At 43.7% G+C, this 21331-nt stretch carries 17 protein-coding genes, 1 other RNA gene and 1 pseudogene; 5 read left to right on the forward strand and 14 right to left on the reverse strand.

Annotated features, from left to right (window positions below):
- Positions 1 to 28: 28 nt before the first annotated feature.
- Positions 29 to 1444, reverse strand: a complete 1416-nt coding sequence (locus tag AC3Z9T_RS15055) for an FAD-dependent oxidoreductase (RefSeq protein WP_490126917.1) — start codon at positions 1442 to 1444, stop codon at positions 29 to 31.
- Positions 1445 to 1454: 10 nt separating this feature from the next.
- Entirely contained in the window at positions 1455 to 5918 is a 4464-nt protein-coding gene (gltB, locus tag AC3Z9T_RS15060) for a glutamate synthase large subunit (protein WP_490126918.1), read from the reverse strand.
- Between the two features lie 769 nt (positions 5919 to 6687).
- Here gltB and arcB point away from each other — a divergent pair.
- From arcB to mtgA, 3 genes and pseudogenes are all read left to right on the forward strand, one after another.
- Positions 6688 to 9088 (forward strand): annotated as a pseudogene (gene arcB / locus AC3Z9T_RS15065) (aerobic respiration two-component sensor histidine kinase ArcB).
- A 178-nt stretch (positions 9089 to 9266) separates the two neighbouring features.
- Complete coding sequence (gene elbB / locus AC3Z9T_RS15070; protein WP_490126919.1) at positions 9267 to 9917, forward strand: isoprenoid biosynthesis glyoxalase ElbB; 651 nt, start codon at positions 9267 to 9269, stop codon at positions 9915 to 9917.
- Positions 9918 to 9925: 8 nt separating this feature from the next.
- Positions 9926 to 10651 carry a monofunctional biosynthetic peptidoglycan transglycosylase gene (mtgA, locus tag AC3Z9T_RS15075; protein ID WP_490126920.1) on the forward strand — a complete coding sequence of 242 codons (726 nt, stop codon included), beginning with the start codon at positions 9926 to 9928 and terminating at the stop codon, positions 10649 to 10651.
- 61 nt (positions 10652 to 10712) lie between these two features.
- Here the strand turns inward: mtgA and dolP are convergent, their stop codons facing one another.
- Genes dolP through AC3Z9T_RS15095 form a run of 4 tightly spaced genes read right to left on the reverse strand, consistent with a single transcriptional unit; the run spans position 10713 to position 14101 of the window.
- Entirely contained in the window at positions 10713 to 11288 is a 576-nt protein-coding gene (dolP, locus tag AC3Z9T_RS15080) for a division/outer membrane stress-associated lipid-binding lipoprotein (protein ID WP_490126921.1), read from the reverse strand.
- Between the two features lie 9 nt (positions 11289 to 11297).
- On the reverse strand, positions 11298 to 11888 hold the full coding sequence (gene diaA, locus AC3Z9T_RS15085) for a DnaA initiator-associating protein DiaA (RefSeq protein ID WP_490126922.1): 591 nt from the start codon (positions 11886 to 11888) through the stop codon (positions 11298 to 11300).
- 20 nt (positions 11889 to 11908) lie between these two features.
- Complete coding sequence (locus AC3Z9T_RS15090) at positions 11909 to 12292, reverse strand: YraN family protein (RefSeq protein WP_490126923.1); 384 nt, start codon at positions 12290 to 12292, stop codon at positions 11909 to 11911.
- A 48-nt stretch (positions 12293 to 12340) separates the two neighbouring features.
- Entirely contained in the window at positions 12341 to 14101 is a 1761-nt protein-coding gene (locus AC3Z9T_RS15095) for a penicillin-binding protein activator (protein WP_490126924.1), read from the reverse strand.
- 60 nt (positions 14102 to 14161) lie between these two features.
- Here AC3Z9T_RS15095 and rsmI point away from each other — a divergent pair, with 60 nt between their 5' ends.
- Together rsmI and rnpB are read left to right on the forward strand one after the other, a co-directional pair.
- On the forward strand, positions 14162 to 15037 hold the full coding sequence (rsmI, locus tag AC3Z9T_RS15100; protein ID WP_490126925.1) for a 16S rRNA (cytidine(1402)-2'-O)-methyltransferase: 876 nt from the start codon (positions 14162 to 14164) through the stop codon (positions 15035 to 15037).
- A gap of 112 nt (positions 15038 to 15149) precedes the next feature.
- Positions 15150 to 15525, forward strand: an RNA gene (rnpB, locus tag AC3Z9T_RS15105) — RNase P RNA component class A.
- 299 nt (positions 15526 to 15824) lie between these two features.
- On the opposite strand, the gene dagF is transcribed toward rnpB, so the two are convergent.
- From dagF to AC3Z9T_RS15145, 8 genes are read right to left on the reverse strand one after another with little or no spacing between them, the layout of a single operon-like run.
- Positions 15825 to 16565 carry a 2-dehydro-3-deoxy-phosphogluconate aldolase gene (gene dagF, locus AC3Z9T_RS15110; RefSeq protein ID WP_490126926.1) on the reverse strand — a complete coding sequence of 247 codons (741 nt, stop codon included), beginning with the start codon at positions 16563 to 16565 and terminating at the stop codon, positions 15825 to 15827.
- Position 16566: 1 nt separating this feature from the next.
- Positions 16567 to 17679 (reverse strand): DgaE family pyridoxal phosphate-dependent ammonia lyase, encoded by a 1113-nt coding sequence (locus AC3Z9T_RS15115; RefSeq protein WP_490126927.1) that lies wholly within the window; start codon positions 17677 to 17679, stop codon positions 16567 to 16569.
- A complete protein-coding gene (locus tag AC3Z9T_RS15120; RefSeq protein WP_490126928.1) occupies positions 17663 to 18802 on the reverse strand; it encodes an amidohydrolase/deacetylase family metallohydrolase in 1140 nt (379 codons plus the stop codon). The genes AC3Z9T_RS15115 and AC3Z9T_RS15120 overlap by 17 nt, the downstream gene beginning before the upstream one ends.
- 25 nt (positions 18803 to 18827) lie before the next feature.
- Positions 18828 to 19478, reverse strand: a complete 651-nt coding sequence (locus AC3Z9T_RS15125; protein WP_490126929.1) for a DUF4310 family protein — start codon at positions 19476 to 19478, stop codon at positions 18828 to 18830.
- 2 nt (positions 19479 to 19480) lie between these two features.
- A complete protein-coding gene (locus tag AC3Z9T_RS15130) occupies positions 19481 to 20272 on the reverse strand; it encodes a DUF4311 domain-containing protein (protein WP_490126930.1) in 792 nt (263 codons plus the stop codon).
- Between the two features lie 27 nt (positions 20273 to 20299).
- Positions 20300 to 20596, reverse strand: a complete 297-nt coding sequence (locus AC3Z9T_RS15135; protein ID WP_008912675.1) for a DUF4312 family protein — start codon at positions 20594 to 20596, stop codon at positions 20300 to 20302.
- A complete protein-coding gene (locus tag AC3Z9T_RS15140) occupies positions 20597 to 20962 on the reverse strand; it encodes an SFCGS family glycine-rich protein (protein ID WP_070928917.1) in 366 nt (121 codons plus the stop codon).
- Positions 20963 to 20980: 18 nt separating this feature from the next.
- Positions 20981 to 21319 carry a transcriptional antiterminator gene (locus tag AC3Z9T_RS15145; RefSeq protein ID WP_490126931.1) on the reverse strand — a complete coding sequence of 113 codons (339 nt, stop codon included), beginning with the start codon at positions 21317 to 21319 and terminating at the stop codon, positions 20981 to 20983.
- Positions 21320 to 21331: the final 12 nt, after the last annotated feature.

Here is a 21331-nt window from a genome sequence, read left to right on the forward strand (position 1 = left end):
GCAGAGGATAAGCCCTCTGCCTTTTGTTTTAAACGCCCATAAAACACAATATCCCATCAGCGGCCTTGCGTCCTTCGGCAATTGCAGTAACCACTAAATCAGAACCACGCACAATATCGCCTCCGGCAAATATTTTGGGGTTTGAAGTTTGATAGGATAGCAAGTCATCACTGCTGGCAATAATACGCCCTTGGTTATCTAATTGAACACCATGCTCAGCAAGCCATGGCATCGCATGTGGACGGAAACCAAACGCAGTGATGACCGCATCAGCTGGTAGTAAATGCTCTGAACCTTCGATAGCTTCAACTTGAGAGCGGCCTTCCTTTGTCTTAACCATCTGTGTTTTGATGACTTTCACACCACACACATTACCTTGCTGATCAACTTCAATACTGAGTGGTTGTAGGTTAAATAAAAACTCAGCACCTTCCTCGCGGGCATTTTTCACTTCTCTTGGTGAGCCAGGCATGCTTGCTTCGTCGCGGCGATAGGCACAACTGACTTTTTTTGCGCCTTGACGAATAGCCGTTCTTACGCAATCCATCGCGGTATCGCCTCCGCCAAGTACGATGACTCGTTTGTTCTTAAGATCGGTATAAGGCGTGTCTGGCTGATTATCGAACTCCATCAGGCGACGTGTATTTGCAATAAGATAAGGTAAGGCATCGTGAACACCTTTGGCATTCTCATTGGCTAATTGCCCTTTAGTCGACTGATAAGTACCTGTACCAATGAATACTGCGTCATATTCATCGATTAAACTATTTAAAGAAATATCTTTCCCAACCTCAGTATTGAGTTTGAACTCGATCCCCATTGAAGTAAAAATTTCCCTTCTACGGATCATAATTTCTTTTTCAAGTTTGAAAGCGGGAATGCCAAAAGTGAGTAACCCACCAATTTCAGGATGGCGATCATAAACGACTGCTTGCACACCATTACGTGCTAATACATCTGCACAAGCTAGTCCAGCGGGGCCAGCGCCAATGATAGCGACTCGTTTATTGACAGGAACAACATGAGAAAGGTCGGGACGCCAGCCCATAGCAAACGCAGTATCGTTAATATAGCGTTCAATATTGCCGATGGTGACAGCGCCAAAGTCGTCATTCAGTGTACAAGCACCTTCACAGAGGCGATCTTGAGGGCAAACTCGCCCACACACTTCAGGTAGACTGTTAGTTTGATGAGAAAGCTCTGCTGCTTCAATAATACGCCCCTCATTGGCTAACTTCAGCCAATTAGGAATATAGTTGTGAACAGGGCATTTCCATTCACAGTAAGGGTTGCCACAGGAAAGACAACGATCAGCCTGCGTTTGTGCTTGAATGGCGCTAAACGGCTCATAAATTTCAACAAACTCAATTTTACGTACGTTTAAGGTTTTTTTGGGCGGATCAACACGTTGTAAGTCGATAAATTGATAAACATTCTGGCTCATTTTTCTCTCCTTACTGTGCTTGTACGCGCAATTCAGCGGCTGAACGGCTACGATGGCCTAATAGTGCATTAACGTCACTTGATTTTGGCTTCACTAATGCAAAACGGCTAACCCAACTCTCCCAGTCAGCTAAAATGGTTTCACCACGTGCTGAGTGTGTTAAGCGAACGTGTTCGGTAATTAGTCCACGCAGATGTTCCGCATGGATCGGTAAATCATTCACAGACAATAATTCAACCATTTCATTATTGACACGACGTGAAAAGTTTTCTTCTTCATCAAGTACATAAGCAAAACCGCCAGTCATGCCAGCACCAAAGTTGATCCCTGTATTTCCGAGTACACATACGATCCCGCCAGTCATATATTCACAGCCATTGTCACCGATGCCTTCGATCACCGCTGTTGCGCCTGAGTTACGAACGGCAAAACGTTCACCCGCCAGCCCCGCCGCATAGAGTTTACCGCCTGTTGCGCCATATAGACAGGTGTTACCTGCAATGGTTGTTTTATGGGTTGCAAATGAAGAGCCAACTGGTGGGCGGATAGCGATGATCCCTCCTGTCATACCTTTGCCAACATAGTCATTAGCATCACCCGTTAAGATGAGTTCAACGCCACCTGCATTCCATACACCGAAACTTTGCCCAGCAGTACCTGTAAAACAGAATTGCAGTGGAGTAGCAGCAAAACCTTGATCACCAAAGCGGCGAGCGATTTCCCCTGATAAGGCAGCACCAATTGAACGATCGGTATTCATGATGTCATAGAAAAAGGTTTTTGACTGTTTTTGGGCCAAATAAGGTTCTGCATCACGCACAATACGTTGATTAAGGAGCCCTTCATCAAAAGGAGGATTATTTTCGGTACAAAAAACGGCGGCACCAACATGAGGTTCGCTGGTTTCTAACAAACTTTGTAGGTTAATTTTGCTTTGTTTTGCTGTTGTACCTTCAATAATTTCAAGTAAATCAGTACGACCGATTAAATCAGTGAGTTTAGTTACTCCTAATGTAGCCATAAGTTCACGCGTTTCTCTCGCAATAAAGCGGAAGTAGTTGATCACACGTTCAGGTAAACCGTGATAGTGATGTTGGCGCAAAGTATCATCTTGAGTTGCAACACCAGTAGCACAGTTATTGAGGTGGCATATACGTAAATATTTACAGCCGAGGGCAACCATCGGGCCTGTACCGAAACCAAAGCTTTCAGCACCTAAAATAGCGGCTTTGATAATATCTAACCCTGTTTTCAGGCCGCCGTCGGTTTGTAGACGGATCTTATGACGTAAGCCATTAGCCACCAGCGCTTGTTGGGTTTCAACAAGGCCGAGTTCCCATGGGGACCCCGCGTATTTCACTGATGATATAGGGCTAGCACCCGTGCCGCCATCGTAACCAGCAACGGTGATCAAGTCTGCATAGGCCTTAGCGACCCCTGTTGCAATGGTGCCAACACCCGGCTCTGATACCAGTTTTACCGAAATTAATGCCTTAGAGTTGACTTGTTTAAGGTCAAAGATCAGCTGTGCTAAGTCTTCGATTGAATAAATATCATGATGTGGTGGTGGTGATATTAAGGTGACACCGGGCACCGAGTAACGTAAACGCGCGATATAAGGGGTGACTTTATCACCCGGTAGTTGGCCGCCTTCACCCGGTTTTGCACCTTGTGCAACTTTTATTTGGATAACATCTGCATTCACCAAGTAGGCAGGAGTCACACCAAAACGGCCTGAGGCCACTTGTTTAATACGTGAACGTTTTTGGGTGCCATAACGAGCAGGATCTTCACCGCCTTCACCTGAATTGGAGAAACCACCCAATGTGTTCATCGCAATCGCTAATGCCTCATGCGCCTCAGGGCTTAATGCTCCAATTGACATTGCAGCAGTATCGAAACGTGAGAATAGTGCTTCTTCTGGTTCGACATCCTCTAACGAAATGGCATTAGCGGCAGTTTTTAAATTCAACAGATCACGAAATGTTGCAGCTGGACGGTGATTGACTAGCTGCGCATATTTCAAATAATCATCGTAATCGCCACTATGGACGGCTTGTTGCAGTGTTTTAACTACATCAGGGTTATAGGCGTGGTATTCACCATTATGCATATATTTGAGCAACCCACCTTGTTCGATGGGGAGACGTGGTAGCCATGCTTTACGTGATAAATTAAACAGGTCTAATTCAAAGTCACTAAAACTCGCTCCACTGATCCGACTTACAACACCATCAAAGCACAGCTGCGTGACCTCTTCATGTAGCCCAACCGCTTCAAACAATTTAGCGCAACGGTACGAGGCAATTGTCGAAATACCCATTTTCGACATGATTTTGTATAGCCCTTTGTTGATACCATTACGATAATTTAAGAGTACTTTATTGAGTGGCTTATCAAATAATTGCCCTTCAGACATGGCAGCTAGGGATTCGTAAGCTAAGTAAGGGTAAATAGCGGTTGCGCCAAAGCCTAGTAGTACGGCGAAATGGTGGGGATCTCGAGCACTGGCAGTTTCAACGATTAGGTTAGCATCGCAACGTAAATTATTTTCCACTAAACAATGCTGTATTGCCCCAACTGCCATTGCCGCAGGGATAGGCAAGCGTTCAGGTGAAATTTTGCGATCAGAAAGGACTAACATGACAGCACCATCTCGTACTTTTTGTTGTGCCTCTTCACAGAGCTGTTCAATCGCTTGTTTTAAAGAAAAAGTCGCTGGTTGATAAGTGATATCAACGGTTTCTATTTTGTAATAACGGCTGTCTTGTTGATGTAACTGCTGAAAATCAGAATAGAGTAAAATCGGTGATTTAAAGCTGAGCCTATGGGCTTGGCCTTCTGCCTCACAGAACACATTCATTTCACGACCAATACAGGTAGCAAGTGACATGACATGTGCTTCCCTCAGTGGGTCAATTGGAGGGTTGGTGACCTGTGCAAACAGCTGCCTAAAATAGTCATAGAGTACGCGTGGGCGCTGTGATAGTACCGCAAAAGGGGTATCGTCACCCATTGAACCCGTCGCTTCTTGGCCATTTTCACCAAGCACACGAATGACTTGCTCGAGTTCTTCGCTAGTGTAGGCAAATTGTTTTTGATAGGCAGCTAGTGTTTGGTTATCCATCGAACGTTGTCCAATCGCGTTTTGCTCTTGTTTCATCGATTCAAACGGGGTTAGGCGGATAACGTTTTTTTCTAGCCATGATTTATAAGGGTGACGGCTTTTTAGGTCATTATCGGTTTCAGCACTATGCAGGATCCGTCCTTCTTGGGTGTCGATAAGCATCAATTCACCGGGCCCCACACGGCCTTTTTCAACCACTTCATCAGGTTGGTAATCCCAAATACCCACTTCGGAAGCACAGGTGATGAGTTTATCTTTTGTGATCACATAACGTGCTGGACGTAAACCATTACGGTCAAGGTTACAGGCGGCATAGCGCCCATCAGACATCACCAGACCGGCAGGGCCGTCCCAAGGTTCCATATGCATTGAGTTGAAATCAAAGAAAGCTTTGAGGTCATCATCCATATCAGGGTTATTTTGCCACGCTGGTGGAACTAATAAGCGAATTGCGCGGATCAGATCCATCCCACCATTTAGCAGGAGCTCTAACATGTTATCGAGAGAACTGGAGTCGGAACCAGTTTCATTGACAAAAGGCGCCGCAGACTGCAAATCAGGGATCAGTGGGGTACGAAATTTGTACGAACGCGCTCGCGCCCATTGGCGGTTACCTGTAATGGTATTGATTTCACCGTTGTGTGCTAAGTAGCGGAATGGTTGTGCGAGAGGCCAACGTGGTACAGTATTGGTTGAAAATCGTTGATGGAATAAGCAGATAGCCGACTCCATACGTAAGTCAGCCAAATCAGGGAAAAAGCGAGGCAAGTCAGTAGCCATGCATAACCCTTTGTAAATCGTGACGAGGTTTGAGAGGCTGCAAATATAAAAATCGCTATCTGTAATGCGTTTTTCTATACGTCGACGAGCCACAAACAGACGCCTTTCAAGATCGCGAGGGCGCCAACCCGCGGGGGCATTAATAAATAATTGCTCGATTTTAGGTAGGCTAGAAAGAGCGATACTACCTAGAATATCACGATTAATGGGAACCTCTCGCCAGCCAACAATAGCAAGGGTTTCATCTAAAATTTCTTCTTCAATAATGCGGCGGCAGTCAGCAGCAATAGCTTCGTCTTGGCTAAGGAAAATCATCCCTACTGCGTAGTTACGAGCTAAACGCCATCCATGTTCTTCAGCGACTAGGTGAAAGAAACGGTCAGGTTTTTGTAATAGCAATCCGCAGCCATCACCAGTTTTGCCGTCAGCAAGGATTGCACCACGATGCTGCATTCTAGCCAGGGCGTGGATCGCAGTTCTAACAATTTTATGGCTAGGCTCGCCTTCTATATGGGCGATCAGGCCGAAGCCACAATTGTCTTTTTCTAGTTTTCGATTATACAGCATGTGCATCTTCTCCCATCTTCATCGCTTTCCTAACTACAACATTGCTTACCCATTTATTTGCTAACTATTAACCGTGTTCCATCTTCTGCGCACACCAAACAACAGCGTCAATAAGCCGCTGTTTTCCATTTTTAATAAAATAAACAGTGTGTGGGGATAATTATTATGTATACGTCATCAGAAGAGAGGGCGGTACACGGTAAGGTTTTAAATTAGCGAGATTCTTTTTCTAGGTCAAATAATGCGTAATAAACATTATTTGCGATATAAAATAATGTCATTTATTTGATTATGAAAGAAAAAGTCACTAAAAATGCTTTTGTGATAGAGGTCTGGTTTTCTGGGATACTGTGATATACATCACTATCAAATTTGTGTTTTTTAATGTATCTCTATTGAGTTTTACTTATTAATCAACCTAATGTTTTGCATTTTTCTATCTATGTGGTTTTTTATTTTGTTTTTTGCCGTTTTATAAAATTAATAATATAGGTAATGAACATAAAAAATACTTATGTCATTGAAATATAAAAATATATTATCATTTTATGATAGGCTATATGGGTTAAGTTAGGCTATGTAACGCTTTATTTTATTTTGGAATATGGGAATTTTAATATCAATTATACGAATCTATCATTGATAAAGTATGTGTGAGTGACTGAAATCCACCTTGATTAATGCGCAAGATCGACATTTTTTATCAACAATTATTCGAGCCTGCATTAATTGATATATGATTTAGCAAGGAACATATTGAGGGGGGGTTATGAAAGTACTTCGTGGTCTTGCGCAGTATTATGTCGATCTTATGATGAAGCTTGGCTTAGTCAGGTTTTCACTTTTGCTAGCATCTGCATTAGTTGTACTTGCAATGATAATGCAAATGGCCGTTACGATTGTGCTGCGAGGTCAGGTTGATAGCCTTGATCTGGTTGGCTCTATTTTCTTTGGTTTAATTATTACGCCATTGGCAGTTTATTTTTTATCCGTAGTTGTTGAGCAACTTGAAGAATCTCGACAGCGTCTTTCCCGGATGGTAGATAAATTAGAGGTGATGCGTAAGCGTGATGCCGAATTGAATACGCAATTGCAAGGCAACATTGAACAATTAAATCAAGAAATCCTTGAACGAGAGAAAGCTGAGAGTGCTCACCTCGAGCTACTGGAACAACTTAAGCAGGAGATGAAGCACCGAGAGCAGACTCAAATTGAGTTGGAGCAGCAATCGGTTTTGCTACGTTCATTTCTCGATGCATCCCCTGATCTGGTTTATTACCGCAATGAAAATAATGAATTTTCGGGTTGTAACCGTGCGATGGAATTACTGACAGGTAAAAGTGAAAAACACCTTGTTGGACTCACACCACTCGATATTTATGATGTCGAAATTGCCTCAAAGGTGATGGAAACGGATGAGAAAGTTTTCCGCCACAATGTTTCGTTAACTTATGAGCAATGGCTTGTTTACCCTGATGGGCGAAAAGCCTGTTTTGAATTACGCAAAGTGCCTTTTTATGATCGCGTAGGCAAGCGACATGGGCTTATGGGTTTTGGACGCGATATCACGGAGCGTAAGCGTTACCAAGAGGCGTTAGAGAACGCAAGTAGGGATAAAACCACCTTTATTTCTACTATTAGCCATGAGCTGCGTACACCACTTAACGGCATTGTTGGGTTAAGCCGTATCTTGCTTGATACAGACCTCACGACTGAGCAAATGAATTATTTAAAAACTATTCATGTCAGTGCGGTGACATTAGGCAATATTTTTAACGACGTGATTGAAATGGATAAAATTGAACGTCGTAAAGTGCAGTTGGATAATCAACCGGTTGCATTACCTCAATTTGTTAATGACCTAGAAAACTTAAGCGGCCTTTTGGTGCAACCAAAAGGGCTCAAATTTGTTATGGATGTAGCCGCTGGGCTGCCAGAAAAAGTGCTTACAGATGGTACGCGCTTACGGCAAATATTGTGGAATCTGATTGGTAATGCCGTCAAATTTACTCAGCAAGGGGAAGTTAAGTTAAGTATTTGGCGTGAAGGGGACGATAAGCTGTTTTTCCGTGTTCAAGACAGTGGTATTGGCATCCCGAAAGATGAGTTGGATAAAATTTTTGCTATGTATTATCAAGTGACCGATAGTGCTGGTGGGAAACCTGCAACAGGAACTGGAATTGGTTTATCAGTATCGCGCCGCTTAGCGCAAAATATGGGTGGAGACATTCAAGTGGAAAGTGAAATTGGCCAAGGCTCTACATTCACACTTTCCATTGTGGCACCAGTGGTTGAAGAAGAGATTATTGATCCACAGGAAAGCGACGATGATTACCCATTGCCTGCGTTGCATATTTTGTTGGTTGAAGACATCGAGCTGAATGTGGTTGTAGCATGCTCAGTGTTAGAAAAACTCGGCAACACCGTGGATGTGGCGATGAATGGCAAAGAGGCATTATCGCTATTTGCACCGGGTGAATATGACTTGGTGCTACTGGATATTCAACTTCCCGATATGACGGGTATGGATATTGCTCGTGAGCTGAATCAGCGTTACAGCAAAGATGACTTACCACCATTGATTGCTTTAACCGCCAATGTGCTGAAAGATAAAAAAGAGTACTTTGATTCAGGAATGGATGGCGTTTTAAGTAAGCCTCTATCGGTGACTGCGCTTAAACAGGTAATTGAGCAGTTCTGGGGTGAGCATGCACAAGAAACTTCTCAAAATAGCGTACAAGACGCCTCAGTGGATAAAAACGATGCCATTTTAGATTGTGAGATGCTTGAGCAGTATATGGAGCTAGTCGGCCCTAAATTGATTTATGATGGCCTTGAGGTATTTGAGAAGATGATCCCTGGCTATTTAGCGATTTTAGATTCAAACATGGTAGCGAAAGATCAGAAAGGGATTGTCGAAGAAGCACATAAAATTAAAGGCGCAGCTGGCTCTGTTGGTTTGAAAAATTTGCAAAAAATTGCGCAACAGATCCAATCCCCTGAATTGCCTGCTTGGTGGGATAATGTTCAAGAATGGGTAGATGAGTTGAAACAAGATTGGAAGTCAGATATAGAAACTTTGAGAAACTACGTTGATGGACGTACAAAAAAATAACCCCAACCGAAGTTGGGGTGCGCGAATACTGCGCCAACACCAGGGAAAACGTTGATCTACCTATGGTTTTCTTTCTGGGCAGACCTTTATAATCTGTTTACTGCTTTAGAGAATAACACCAAGATACCAAATATTAGCGATTTTGTTACAAGATTCATTAAAATCTGTGATGAAGATTGATGTTTATTCCCTTTTTGCGGTACAGAGATAATTTACTACAAATGGAGCAAGATATGAAATCAATTGCGGTTATTTTAAGTGGATGTGGTGTTTTCGATGGAAGTGAGATCCATGAGTCAGTATTAACTATGCTTTCTTTGAGTAAAAATAATGCTGAAGTTCACTTTTTTGCACCTAATGAAAGTCAAGCTACTGTTATCAATCATGTTAACGGTGAGACAAAAACAGATAATCGTAATCAAATGGAGGAGGCTGCACGTATTTCGCGTGGTAAAATAGCGCCTTTGTCCTCTGCGGATGCTAATAAGCTAGATGCCCTTATAATTCCTGGTGGTTTTGGTGCGGCAAAGAATTTATGTGATTTTGCGACACGTGGAAGCGAGTGTGAAATTAATAAAGAACTATTAAGTTTAGTACAGCAAATGCATCAGCAAAAAAAGCCATTAGGGCTGATGTGTATTGCTCCGGTGATGTTACCCAAGCTATTAAATACATCAGTTGAATTAACTATTGGCAATGATCCGGAAACGATTGCTCAGATTGAAAAGATGGGTGGTAAGCATATTACATGTAGCGTGGATAATATTGTAGTTGATCATACTAATAAAGTTGTGACAACACCTGCTTATATGCTGGCTCAATCAATCTCTGAGGCTGAGATTGGGATTAATAAACTCGTTGAGAAAGTATTAGAAATGGCGTAATTCACCTTATGATGAATCTCATTTCTCGATTATGGTACTGGTTAAAGCGAATTTTGCTTTCATTAGTCGCTTTTTGGTTTTTAACTGTGATTGCATTTAAATTCCTCCCAGTGCCATTTTCAGCTGTCATGATAGAAAGACAGTTATCTTCATGGTCATTGTTAAATTTTTCTTATGTTTCTCGTTCTGAATGGGTTGATGAAAATCACATTTCTCCTTACTTGTACTTGGCTGTAATTGCAGCGGAAGATCAAAATTTTCCTCATCACTGGGGTTTTGATCTCGAAGCAATAGAGAAAGCTTATAAACACAATATGAGTAAAAAAAGTACAGTAAGAGGGGCGTCTACAATCTCTCAACAAACTGTAAAAAACTTATGGTTGTGGGATGGACGAAGCTGGATAAGAAAAGGCCTAGAAACTGCTATGACTCCAATTATGGAGGTTTTATGGTCTAAAACACGGATTCTGACAGTTTATTTGAATATTGTAGAGTTTGGTGACGGAATTTTTGGTGTGGAAGAGGCATCAAAACAATTCTTTAAAAAGTCAGCAAATCAATTAACTATGGAAGAAGCTGCCTTATTAGCAGCGGTTTTACCAAATCCTCATCGATTTAAGGTGAAATCACCATCTTCTTATGTGTTAAAGAGACAGGCGTGGATCTTGAATCAAATGTACCTTCTTGGTGGTAGGAATTATCTGAAAAATAATGACGTGGGCCCGAAAAAATAAAAAAAGTCATGAATTTTCACTCATGACTTTTCATTTTATAACAATATATTATTGTTTATGATTAATTAAGATAGGTGAATGCAGTCGTTACTCGACGAACACCATCGGTTTCACTGGCAATTTTAGCTGCTGCATCGCCTTCTTGTTTAGTTAGAACGCCTAACAGGAAAACTTCACCGTTTTCAGTAATCACTTTAACACTTGATGATTTCACTGCATCACTTGTCAGGATCTTGGACTTAACCTTAGTGGTTATCCATGTATCTTTTGATGCTGTTCCTAAATCAACAGGTTCACCTTGGCGAACTTCGTTGTAAACTGCGCTGGTTCCATCAACGTTGGCAGTGATTTGTTTTGCGCGCTCAGCCCATGATAGATCAGGGCTCTGACCTGTGAGTAGAACATTTCCTTTATAGGCAGTCGCAATAATGCGTGCTTTACCTGTAATGTCTTTATCTTTATTTAATTGGCCACTAACACGAGCTTCTAGTGTGCCATCATCAACTTGCTGACCGACAGATCGTGGATCTGTGGCACTTTTGGTGGCAACAGCAGCGGAACCTACTACAGCGGCACCGATACAGCCTTGCAGCATTGTCATGCTAACGACGATGGCTACTATGGGGAGTAATCGCATTTTTGCTCCTTAATCATCCTGATGGGGGAAAAGTGTATTATCTATCAGATCACATAGACAATTCACTGTAAGAAGGTGGACCTCTTGGATCCTGACACTACGTTGTGATGGGATGCGAATTTCAACATCTTGAGGCCCTAATAGGCCAGCAAGCTCACCGCCATCATAACCGGTTAGTGCAACAATTGTCATATCACGCGTGACAGCAGCTTCAACGGCTTTGATAATATCACCGCTATTACCATGGGTTGAAATCGCCATTAAAACATCACCATGCTGACCGAGGGCTCTAACCTGTTTAGCATATATTTCTGTTGGTTGTTTGCTACCAGAAATCGCGGTTAAAACGGCATTGTCCGTGTTTAGTGCGAGCGCAGGAAGGCTTGGGCGCTCTGTTTCAAACCGATGGATCATGCTAGCCGCAAAGCGTTGTGCCGTTGCTGCAGATGCACCATTACCGCAGCACAAAATTTTGTTACCATTTAGCAGCGATTGAACCATCATCATTGCTGCTCGCGATATAGCATCTGGCAGAGCCTCTGCCGCCGCTATTTGAGTTTGAATACTTTCAGTAAAACAGACTTTAATTCTATCCAGCACTTGCTTATTTTCCTGTGAAATTAACCAACATGTTCACTATCGTTAAAGGCATTCTGTATCCACTCAAACTGACTATCAGTAATTGCACAGATATCAAAACGACATGCGGTAGTTTCGAAGCTTTCTTGTCTTTCGGCAAGCCAATATTTAGCCGCTGCGAGTAATTTTTTGCGTTTGCGTGGATCGACTGACAGTACCGCTCCACCATATTGCTCGTTTTGACGAAAACGTACTTCTACAAAGACCCAACCAGAGTTATCACGCATGATAAGATCGATTTCACCGTGGCGGTTTCTGGTGTTTCGTTCAATAAATGTTAACCCTTGTTGTTGCAGGAAGACCAATACTTGGTTTTCGTAGTATCGGCCTGTTAACCATTTTAATGTTTTTTTAAGCGGTTTCATGACGTCCTTGTCTGAAAAGTTAGCAATTATTCTAATTGCTAGGCAAGATTATTTTGCCAATTTGATTTGCCCTTGGCTGAACTGCAACCAAGGTAGATCACGATAGACAACGCAATTATTATCCACGGTTAAAGCCCCTGAAGCACCTTGTAAGCGGAATTGATTGTTATGTTGTAGCTGATCATAGTTGTTTGCGAGTGACCAAGCATCTATGCCTAAAGAGTAAAGACGTAACAGCGAATAATCATTGCCTAACTTTTGTTGTGCTTGTTTACGTAAATTATTGTTCGCGCCTGCTAACAGTGGGATATCACTGAATTTGACGCCATCCATTTCAAAACGATAATCAGCACCATTACCTGCTTGGTTGCTACGAGAACTTGCATAAATAGCTGGGCGTTGACGGCTACTAATTGCCATTTCAATCATTGGTTTGACGAGTGTCAGTTCATCACGTGTTGCAACAATATACACCGAATCAACCGCGTCAGATGAGCCAACTTGTGGTTCAGGCTGAGAAATCGCAGGGTAATCTTGACCATCAATTGATTGTGCTTTCGACTGGCTATTGACGATAACAGGTGTGCCTGTCATGCGAATACCCGCTCCGCGATTGATCGATTCTTTTAATGAGGCAACAGAGCCAAAAGATTGCATCAATACTGTTGAACCACCTTTAGATTGCCACTCTTGAGCGAAAGCTTTAGCAACACGCTGACCGAAATCATTGGATGGTACTAAAATCAGTGGTGCTCGTTTGCCATCAGCCATTATGTGAGCAGCTGCATTTTTAGCTTCATCTTCAGGTGATAATGAAAAATAGCATAAGTTTGGACGAGGCTGTAGCTTGTCAGCATCTAGCTCATTTAACGCTAATACGCTCAGTGGTGAGCCTGATTGTGCAATGGCTTGAACTTCAGGTTTGAGTAACGGACCAACCACTAAATTAAAGCCTTCACTTTGTGCTTGTTGTAACAACTGTGGAAGTTGTTTGCCATTAGTATCAAATACTTTGACACTTTGGCTATTGGCCGGGGTTGATGCAATGCGTAATGAAGAATTGACGACATCATTATCATTGGCTGTATCATTGGCTGTGCTGCTATTACCTGTTGCCGCTGCGACTTCTGCATAGATTTGATCTAATACATCGTTATTACTGGCTGGCTCGGCAGTCGATACAGGTGTAGCCGTGGTTGCTGGTGCTTGCGGTAAACCTTTTTGTGCATCCATAAAACCTTGCATGATGGCTTCACCAAATACTTTGCCTTGACCACTCATTGGCAGAAAAAGTGCAATTTTCGGGGTTTTGCCAACAGGAGGCTGTGTGGATTGCATTAACTGATTAGGAGGCGTTTGTGCCGCAGGGTGCTCCGCATAGCGAACTTTCCAATCATCAACACCTGCTTTGAGTGCCGCTGCATCATCACGATTATTGAGGTAAATATCGAGTAAATCGACCCAACCAGCCAAGGTTGTTTCATCTGCGCCAATCCCATCAACCTGATTAGGGGTCATTTGTGTTAACATCTGCCATGTGCCATCAATATTGGCTTGGCGAGCGGTTGGCTCGGTGAGTAACGTTTCTTGGCTAATGTAGGCACGTAAGACATCAATAGAAGGCTTACCCTGCGCAGAATCAATGATAGACTGATAACGACTCACTTCGGAGCTAATTTGTTCAGGTGTCGTCGGGGTGATTGGTGCTTTGTTATCCCCTTTGAGTTGACAGCCAGACAACACTAAAGCAGATAGCATTGCTGTGCAGACTAACCCTTTTTTTACATGCAAAAAAATTGAAGGACGCATACTGTATCCAGTGGTGTATTTTCAGTTGCTTAATTTTAAACCGGCTATTCGGATGAAACAATGAATCAACCTAATCAAGCAGTGGTTATGGCATCCACGCTGTATATTGTGCCTACCCCTATCGGTAATATGGGCGATATCACGCAACGTGCGCTGGATGTTCTTAAACATGTTGACCTTGTCGCTGCTGAAGATACGCGGCATTCAGGCATGCTATTACAAAACTTCGCCATCAATGCACGTATGTTCGCCTTGCATGATCATAATGAACAGCAGAAGGCAGATCAATTAATTAGCAGACTTCAACAGGGCGATAGTATCGCATTAGTTTCCGATGCAGGTACACCTTTAATTAATGATCCTGGCTATCATCTGGTCACTCGTTGCCGTGAAGCTGGTATTCGTGTTGTTCCATTGCCCGGCGCTTGCGCTGCGATTACGGCTCTTAGTGCAGCAGGTTTACCCTCTGATCGCTTCTGCTATGAGGGTTTCTTGCCAGCAAAAAGTAAAGGCCGCAAAGATGTTCTTAAGGCGCTTGAACATGAAACGCGTACATTAATTTTTTATGAATCAACGCACCGTTTACTCGATAGTCTAGCAGATATGGTTGAGGTGTGGGGGCCTGAACGCCACGTTGTATTGGCTCGAGAAATTACCAAAACGTGGGAATCGATTGAAGGGCGCCCTGTGGGTGAGTTGCTAGCGTGGGTTAAAGAAGATGAAAATCGCCATCGTGGTGAAATGGTCCTGATTGTTGAAGGCTATAAAGCCAATATAGAAGAAGACGAAATTTCGCCTGATGTGATCCGTACGTTGAATCTATTGCAGCAAGAGCTACCACCCAAAAAAGCGGCAGCGATCACCGCTGAAATTTATGGCTTGAAGAAGAATCGTCTTTATAAGTTGATGCTTGATAAAGCAAATACTGAGGAATAACTTTATATACTCAAGATAATTCGAGGTGCAGGTAGCCAACAACCCTGCAACTTGAAGTATGACGAGTATAAACCTCTATACATGGCACACTAAAGTGCTTATAATCCGCCTCGGAGTTGGCCAGACAACCGCTGCTTTATCGTAGTCCTTTCGGGGGAGACGGATAGAGGGGAGGAAAGTCCGGGCTCCGCAGGGCAGGGTGCCAGATAACGTCTGGGAGGCGCAAGCCTACGACTAGTGCAACAGAGAGCAAACCGCCGATGGCCTGTTTACAGGATCAGGTAAGGGTGAAAGGGTGCGGTAAGAGCGCACCGCGCGGCTGGCAACAGTTCGTGGCACGGTAAACTCCACCCGGAGCAAGACCAAATAGGGGTTCATATGGTGCGGCCCGCATTGAACCCGGGTAGGTTGCTGGAGCCAGTGCGCAAGTGCTGGCCTAGATGAATGGTTGTCCACGACAGAACCCGGCTTATCGGCCAACTCTTTCAAATAATCAGCCCACTGCTTTCAGCGGTGGGCCTCTCTTCATATTTCAAGCCGTAACTGCGTTGGCTTCACTCAACCACCTTAGTCACATACTTTATGTATGCTCCAATTTTTTCGTCATACTTCAAGCCGTGACTGCGTTGGCTTCACTCAGCCACCCTAGTCACATACTTTTGTATGCTCCTAGGGATGTCTTCGTCTTGCCGCCTTGCCACAACTCGAATTATTTAGAAAAAATTCCCAGTGTTTTTTTAACTGGTTAAAAAAGAATAATTTCTTACTTCTTACGGCTTTCTAATGGTTACTTAACAGCTTGTTTAACCATTTCTAGTAGCTTACGCACATCGTCTGGGCGGGTGTCGCCGCTTTCTTTATCAATAATTGAGCTGTAAATATGTGGAATGATCTTCTTCACGCCAGCGTCGAGGGCGATTTGGAGAATTTGTGGGAAATTTTCTAAATCAATGCCACCAGTTGGTTCTAAAGAAAAATCAAATTTAGCACAGGCTTCTGCAACAGCTTTATATTCCTCAATATAGGTTAATCCTTTCATATTGAAGAACTTGATTGAGCTAGCCCCCATGTCTTTTAACATCATGATCGCTGTTTCAACAGGAACGATACCCTCTGGTGCTTGAGAGCTGAGTGGGCCCGTAGAGATTTTTACCATACCAATGGTGCCGCTTGGGGAGACTAGGGCGTTGACGAAGGTTTCATCTTGTCCAAGTAATGCACGGCTAATTGGCGCGCCAGTAAATACTTGGTTGACGTGCTGTGGTTGAATTTCCTTTGAAATCAATGAAACCATGGTGGATTGGTTCGGATCACCCGCACCTAAACCAACAGAAAGTGCATTGTCGGTTTCTTGTGCATAAATACGCATATCCGCTATCGCACTGGCTAAATCAGGGTAGTTTTTCGATAAAACGCCAACAACAACATAAGTCTCAGCGGCTTGGTAGATGTCTTTCGCGTTTTGATGGCTGCCAGCCAGTACGTTCAAGCAAACTCGGTTTTGGTAAAAATTTGGTGACAATTTCATATTACATTCCTTTTACTAACAAACGGATACGCTCTGCGATGACACTCAGTTGCTCATTGCTCACACTACGAATGTCTGCTTCCACTTTGCCTTCGTTGGCCTTGTATTCGCGGAAGTAGATGGCAGTATCCCCTTGTTTTAATTCATTCATGACTTGGTAGGTGGTTTTACCAATCACTTTTTCATCAAAGCTAATTTCTGCGCGAGCAATATCGCGTCCAGCAGCGTCCCATACGATGCGAGCCGAAATCGCTGGGATCGCGTTGAGCTCTTCAATAAAGCCATTCATGCGGTTAACCATTTCAGCACCAGTTTCTTTGGTTGCCGTTAAATATTGCTCAATTGCCAGTGCTAGCCCTAAAATGCCTTCTTTACCGACTTTCATTGCTCGTCCAATGCCTTGGCTTTGGCGTTTTACCCATTCGACATAGGTTTTTTTACCCACAACGAGGCCGCTGGTAGGGCCTTCAATCGCTTTGGCACCACTATAAATGACTAAGTCAGCGCCTGATTGGTAGTAGCTAGTCAGATCTTCTTCCGCGGCAGCGTCAACAATCAATGGTACATTATGTTGACGAGCAACTGCCGCTGCTTCGCTGACACTAAGCATACTTTTTTGCACCGTATGGTGGGATTTGACGTAAAGAATGGCCGCAGTTTGTGGCGTGATCTTTGCGGAAAGTTGAGCAGCAGAACATTCATTAGCAAAACCTGCTTCAATTACCTTACCGCCACCGAGTGTGATCATGGTATCGACCGGTGCGCCAAAGTTAACGTTGTGGCCTTTTGGTAGCACAATTTCACGTGGAACCACTTTAGATGATGAGTGCAAGTTGAGCAGTAAATCATCGTCATCACGGACAATGACTGCTGCAACAGCTTGTGCGATACCTGCGGAGGCGCAAGAAACCACAACAGCACTTTCTACATCCAGTAACTTGGCGATATAATCGCCAGTTTTATTCACTAAATCTTTAATTTCAAAATAATGATTCAGGCCATAAGCAACACGTTCAACCACTTCTGGTGTTGGGGTTGAAACGCCAAGAATGGTCATGCGGCCAGAGGCGTTAATCACGTGTTTTAACTGATATTTCTCATAAATTGATTGCATGTTCAGATTCGCCTTCTGCATGAATAATATGTTTGCCACCAATAATTGCTGCAATAGGCACAAAACGTTGTGTACCTACGCGATGCTCGCCTTCTGCATCAGTCAGCTCGGTGCGTTCTTCTTTAAGATCAAACAAGGTGATGTCAGCATCAAAACCGGGTTTTAAATAACCTTTTGCTGGTAGAGCGAGCAGATCAGCGGCTTTTTCTGTTACGCATCGTAAGATTTTTTCAGCGCTAAAGCCCATACATAGGAACTTGGTCATGACAAAGGCAAGGCTGTAAACTGGGCCATTAATACGATTGCGATGGTAGATGTCAGAACTAATAATGTCGGGATAAGTACCTATGCGCATGGCTTGTTCTGCCACTTTGAAGCTAAAGCTTTCACCACCGTGACCAACATCAAGGATCACTCCGCGCCCTAAGGCACGAGCAATTGAAGGTTTTAGGTTCCCTTGCTCGTCCAAAATGCGATTAGGCTTCCCATTAAAGCAGTGAGTAATGATGTCACCGCGAGTCAGAAGATCAGCAATTTCATCAATATTCGGTGGGTTATTACCAATATGTACCATTAATGGTAGTCGGTGCTTTTTCTGCATCTGTTTTGCTTTGATCAGCGGCTCAATGCCATTATCACCGACAACACTTTTGCTCATGCGCGCTTTCATGCCAACAATGAAGCCCTCATGGCGCTCAATCGCCTGTTGAAAGCAAGTTTCATCGATGTTGTTCATATCAGACAGCTCGTTTTGCGCAATAATGCCAATACGTGAAATGTTTAATAATGAAAACACGTTGGTTTGAGATTTTTGTGTAAGTTGATAAAACTTGTCAATATCGTCAGCACCGACACTACCTGCATCAACCAGTGAGGTGACACCGCCAGCGGCACCTGCTAAGTCTGGGTCATCGAAGTAGATAGGTGACTCGGCAAAACAGTGAGCATGTGAATCAATCCATCCCGCACTGACGTAGGTTTCCCCTTTTAGGTCAATCCATTTTTCAGCTTGTTGGTTGCAGGCCAACTCAGGGCCTGCAGCTTCGATTTTTCCATCTTTGATAAGAATATCGATTAATGTGCCATCGATACGCTTACCCTGTTTGATGATTAAAGAATACATAATTACCTTCTTTGTTATCTTTGACTTAGGCCGCGAGAGGGAAGAAATATCCAAACAGCATCGCCCCTAAAATTGCGCCACCAGCAACTGGTTTTTGCCATACATAGAAGATCAGCGCACCTATCAATGAACCAATACCGATAGGAATAGATGCAGCCATCGCAGCTAGGATAATCAATGGACCTAAGAAACGGCCTGATGTATTACCTGCGCCCATCATGATGTCTGCGCCAAAGGTGGAGTTGGCTTGCGCGATAGTAAATTTACGAGCGAATACGATGATCAAACCGATAATCAGCCCAAGAATTAACCCTGTAACTAGTGAGAACCAAAAGTTAGTCACTAAAATGTCCCAACCCGCCGCAAGGAACAGCGCTGGTACACCAAGGCCGATACCGGTTTGCAGTGCGCCGCCGATATCCAAAATACCAACTAGTGATCCTTCAATAATACGAGCAAATAGGAAGCTGGCACCAAACGCAGCAACGGCGCCATAAACACCAGTATCTAAACCTGCTTTTAACATGGCCACAAAGGCAACTTCGTTAAATGCACCGAACCCGTAAACGACATACATATGAGTACCGGCAAAGATCCCTGCTGATAGTAGCCCAACAAAGATGGGGAAGGACCACTCTGCGTACCAAAAGTCTTGTTTGTTGATTTCAGTTGTCATGATTATTTCCCGCTCAGCAGTCCATGGATGTATTCAAGCCACAGAGGTTTATCCAGATGGAAAGAGGTGATCATCTTCAGGTCGAATTCACGGAAGAATCCACTCAGAACAAACAGTAACACTACAGTGATCATCATAGTACGAGTGACACGGTTCCAGCCGTTATCATCAACGCCTTTACCAATCAGAATACCGAGAACCAGACCAGGGATTGCGTTACCCATGATCAACTGAGCACATCCACCAAACAGTGTTGCCCAAAAACCAGAACGGCGCCCTGCATCCATCGCTGCTAACCAGAAAATAACTGGCATCACGGTATTAACCAGTAGGTTTGCTGCCGGTACTAATACGTTGATAGCAGTCGTTTGCAATGCAGCAGGAACTGCTGATGCGGTGGTATTTAAGAATGCAACCACCACAGCTCCGATAATGGTACAGGCAATCGCCATTTTTTTCGGGTTATGCAGGGTTTCTGCAACATTACGGTTTTTTGATAACAAGGCCGCGGCACCCCAGTTAGGGATGATGCGATGGTCAACGTCTTGTGTGAATGCCCCAGCAGCAACGGATGATGCCCATGCGTTGAAGAAAAAGCCTAAACCGAATGAGAAGTGAGAAGCAGGGTCGCCTTCACATGCATTAAGTTCGCCAAGTGTACGGAATGCCCCCATCCCTTGGATCGTAGGAGCGTGGAACATACGAGCTGCACCTGCACCAAGGCCAAAGCCACATAGGCCGCCAATGATGAGGGACATACCCAATATTTCTAAGAAAGATGCAGTTTCACTCATGGAAATGCCTCCAGACCTGAATTGTTTTTATTGTTCTGTAAATGGTATTTCGTTGACAGAAAGTAGGGTGACATCTAGCGAAACGTCGAGCACCACACGAAAATGTTCACGTTTGCGAGGCAGAAAAACGAAGAGGAATTTCTCTGTCCGCGATTGTGAGTGTGCACTCACAACGGCAACATCCTTGGGCTCGATTCGCAGGATAATGTCATTGCTTTCTTTCAGTACGGTGCGTTGAATAGAGTTCAGTGCGTCAGCAATTGCTTTTTGCTTGCTATCGCCTTGACCCGAGACTCGCACCACCGTTTCGATAGATTTTTTCATTTACGCGTCGCCGTATTTTTTGATATATGCTTTGACCAAGCGCTCGCCGAGTTCTTCTTTATCCATAAAACCGAAACCTAATACGATGCAACCTTCTGCAATCGCGGTTTCGCCTTCTTCGATTGAGCGCATACCGTAACGAGCTTTATAACCGTATTTTGTTTGAGCAGTGATTGCGCCAGCGCCACCACTACCACAGAAAGAGATCCCCAAGTTAGCTTGCTCTGCATTCATTACGTCGCCCAATTTCATATCTGCCGCGACACCGGGAACAACAACGGCTTTACCGCCAGCGGCTTCAACGCCCGCTGCAACTTTTTGGCCTTTACCTAGACGATCTCCGATAGCAACAACAACTTGTTTCATAGTGTTTTTCCCCAAAAATTAATCATTCGAACGGATAACTTCAAAGTGAACAGAAAGCAAAAATGTCTCTTCTGGCGCCAACCCCGGAAGGGTATCGACAACGCGTTGCGACAGTGCAATTGAGTGTTGTGAAATCTCATCGAACAGACTGATATCGACTTCTGGTAACGCTTCACCCGTTTTTGCTCTAGCCACCATGGCTCTGAGATGAGACTCCAACATCTGTTGTTGTACATCTGTGGTGTAGCAATTTTCCTGTTTCAGCCAGCCACTGATGACGGCTAACAGCTCCTGTGTTACTTCATCGATGTCGAGATTTTGTTCTGACATCTTGAAAACGACAACTGATTCACTCATAACTGTTTAAAA

It is taken from the genome of Providencia sp. 6390 (assembly GCF_058148425.1).

Coding starts and splice junctions, on each gene's coding strand:
- AC3Z9T_RS15125 (WP_490126929.1), bottom strand. CDS start 19,478: ATGACAACTGAAATCAACAAACAAGACTTTTGGTACGCAGAGTGGTCC.
- AC3Z9T_RS15090 (WP_490126923.1), bottom strand. CDS start 12,292: ATGAAACCGCTTAAAAAAACATTAAAATGGTTAACAGGCCGATACTAC.
- AC3Z9T_RS15130 (WP_490126930.1), bottom strand. CDS start 20,272: ATGAGTGAAACTGCATCTTTCTTAGAAATATTGGGTATGTCCCTCATC.
- elbB (WP_490126919.1), top strand. CDS start 9,267: ATGAAATCAATTGCGGTTATTTTAAGTGGATGTGGTGTTTTCGATGGA.
- gltB (WP_490126918.1), bottom strand. CDS start 5,918: ATGCTGTATAATCGAAAACTAGAAAAAGACAATTGTGGCTTCGGCCTG.
- AC3Z9T_RS15120 (WP_490126928.1), bottom strand. CDS start 18,802: ATGTATTCTTTAATCATCAAACAGGGTAAGCGTATCGATGGCACATTA.
- AC3Z9T_RS15055 (WP_490126917.1), bottom strand. CDS start 1,444: ATGAGCCAGAATGTTTATCAATTTATCGACTTACAACGTGTTGATCCG.
- mtgA (WP_490126920.1), top strand. CDS start 9,926: ATGATGAATCTCATTTCTCGATTATGGTACTGGTTAAAGCGAATTTTG.
- dagF (WP_490126926.1), bottom strand. CDS start 16,565: ATGAAATTGTCACCAAATTTTTACCAAAACCGAGTTTGCTTGAACGTA.
- rsmI (WP_490126925.1), top strand. CDS start 14,162: ATGAATCAACCTAATCAAGCAGTGGTTATGGCATCCACGCTGTATATT.
- AC3Z9T_RS15095 (WP_490126924.1), bottom strand. CDS start 14,101: ATGCGTCCTTCAATTTTTTTGCATGTAAAAAAAGGGTTAGTCTGCACA.
- AC3Z9T_RS15135 (WP_008912675.1), bottom strand. CDS start 20,596: ATGAAAAAATCTATCGAAACGGTGGTGCGAGTCTCGGGTCAAGGCGAT.
- AC3Z9T_RS15115 (WP_490126927.1), bottom strand. CDS start 17,679: ATGCAATCAATTTATGAGAAATATCAGTTAAAACACGTGATTAACGCC.
- dolP (WP_490126921.1), bottom strand. CDS start 11,288: ATGCGATTACTCCCCATAGTAGCCATCGTCGTTAGCATGACAATGCTG.
- AC3Z9T_RS15140 (WP_070928917.1), bottom strand. CDS start 20,962: ATGAAACAAGTTGTTGTTGCTATCGGAGATCGTCTAGGTAAAGGCCAA.
- AC3Z9T_RS15145 (WP_490126931.1), bottom strand. CDS start 21,319: ATGAGTGAATCAGTTGTCGTTTTCAAGATGTCAGAACAAAATCTCGAC.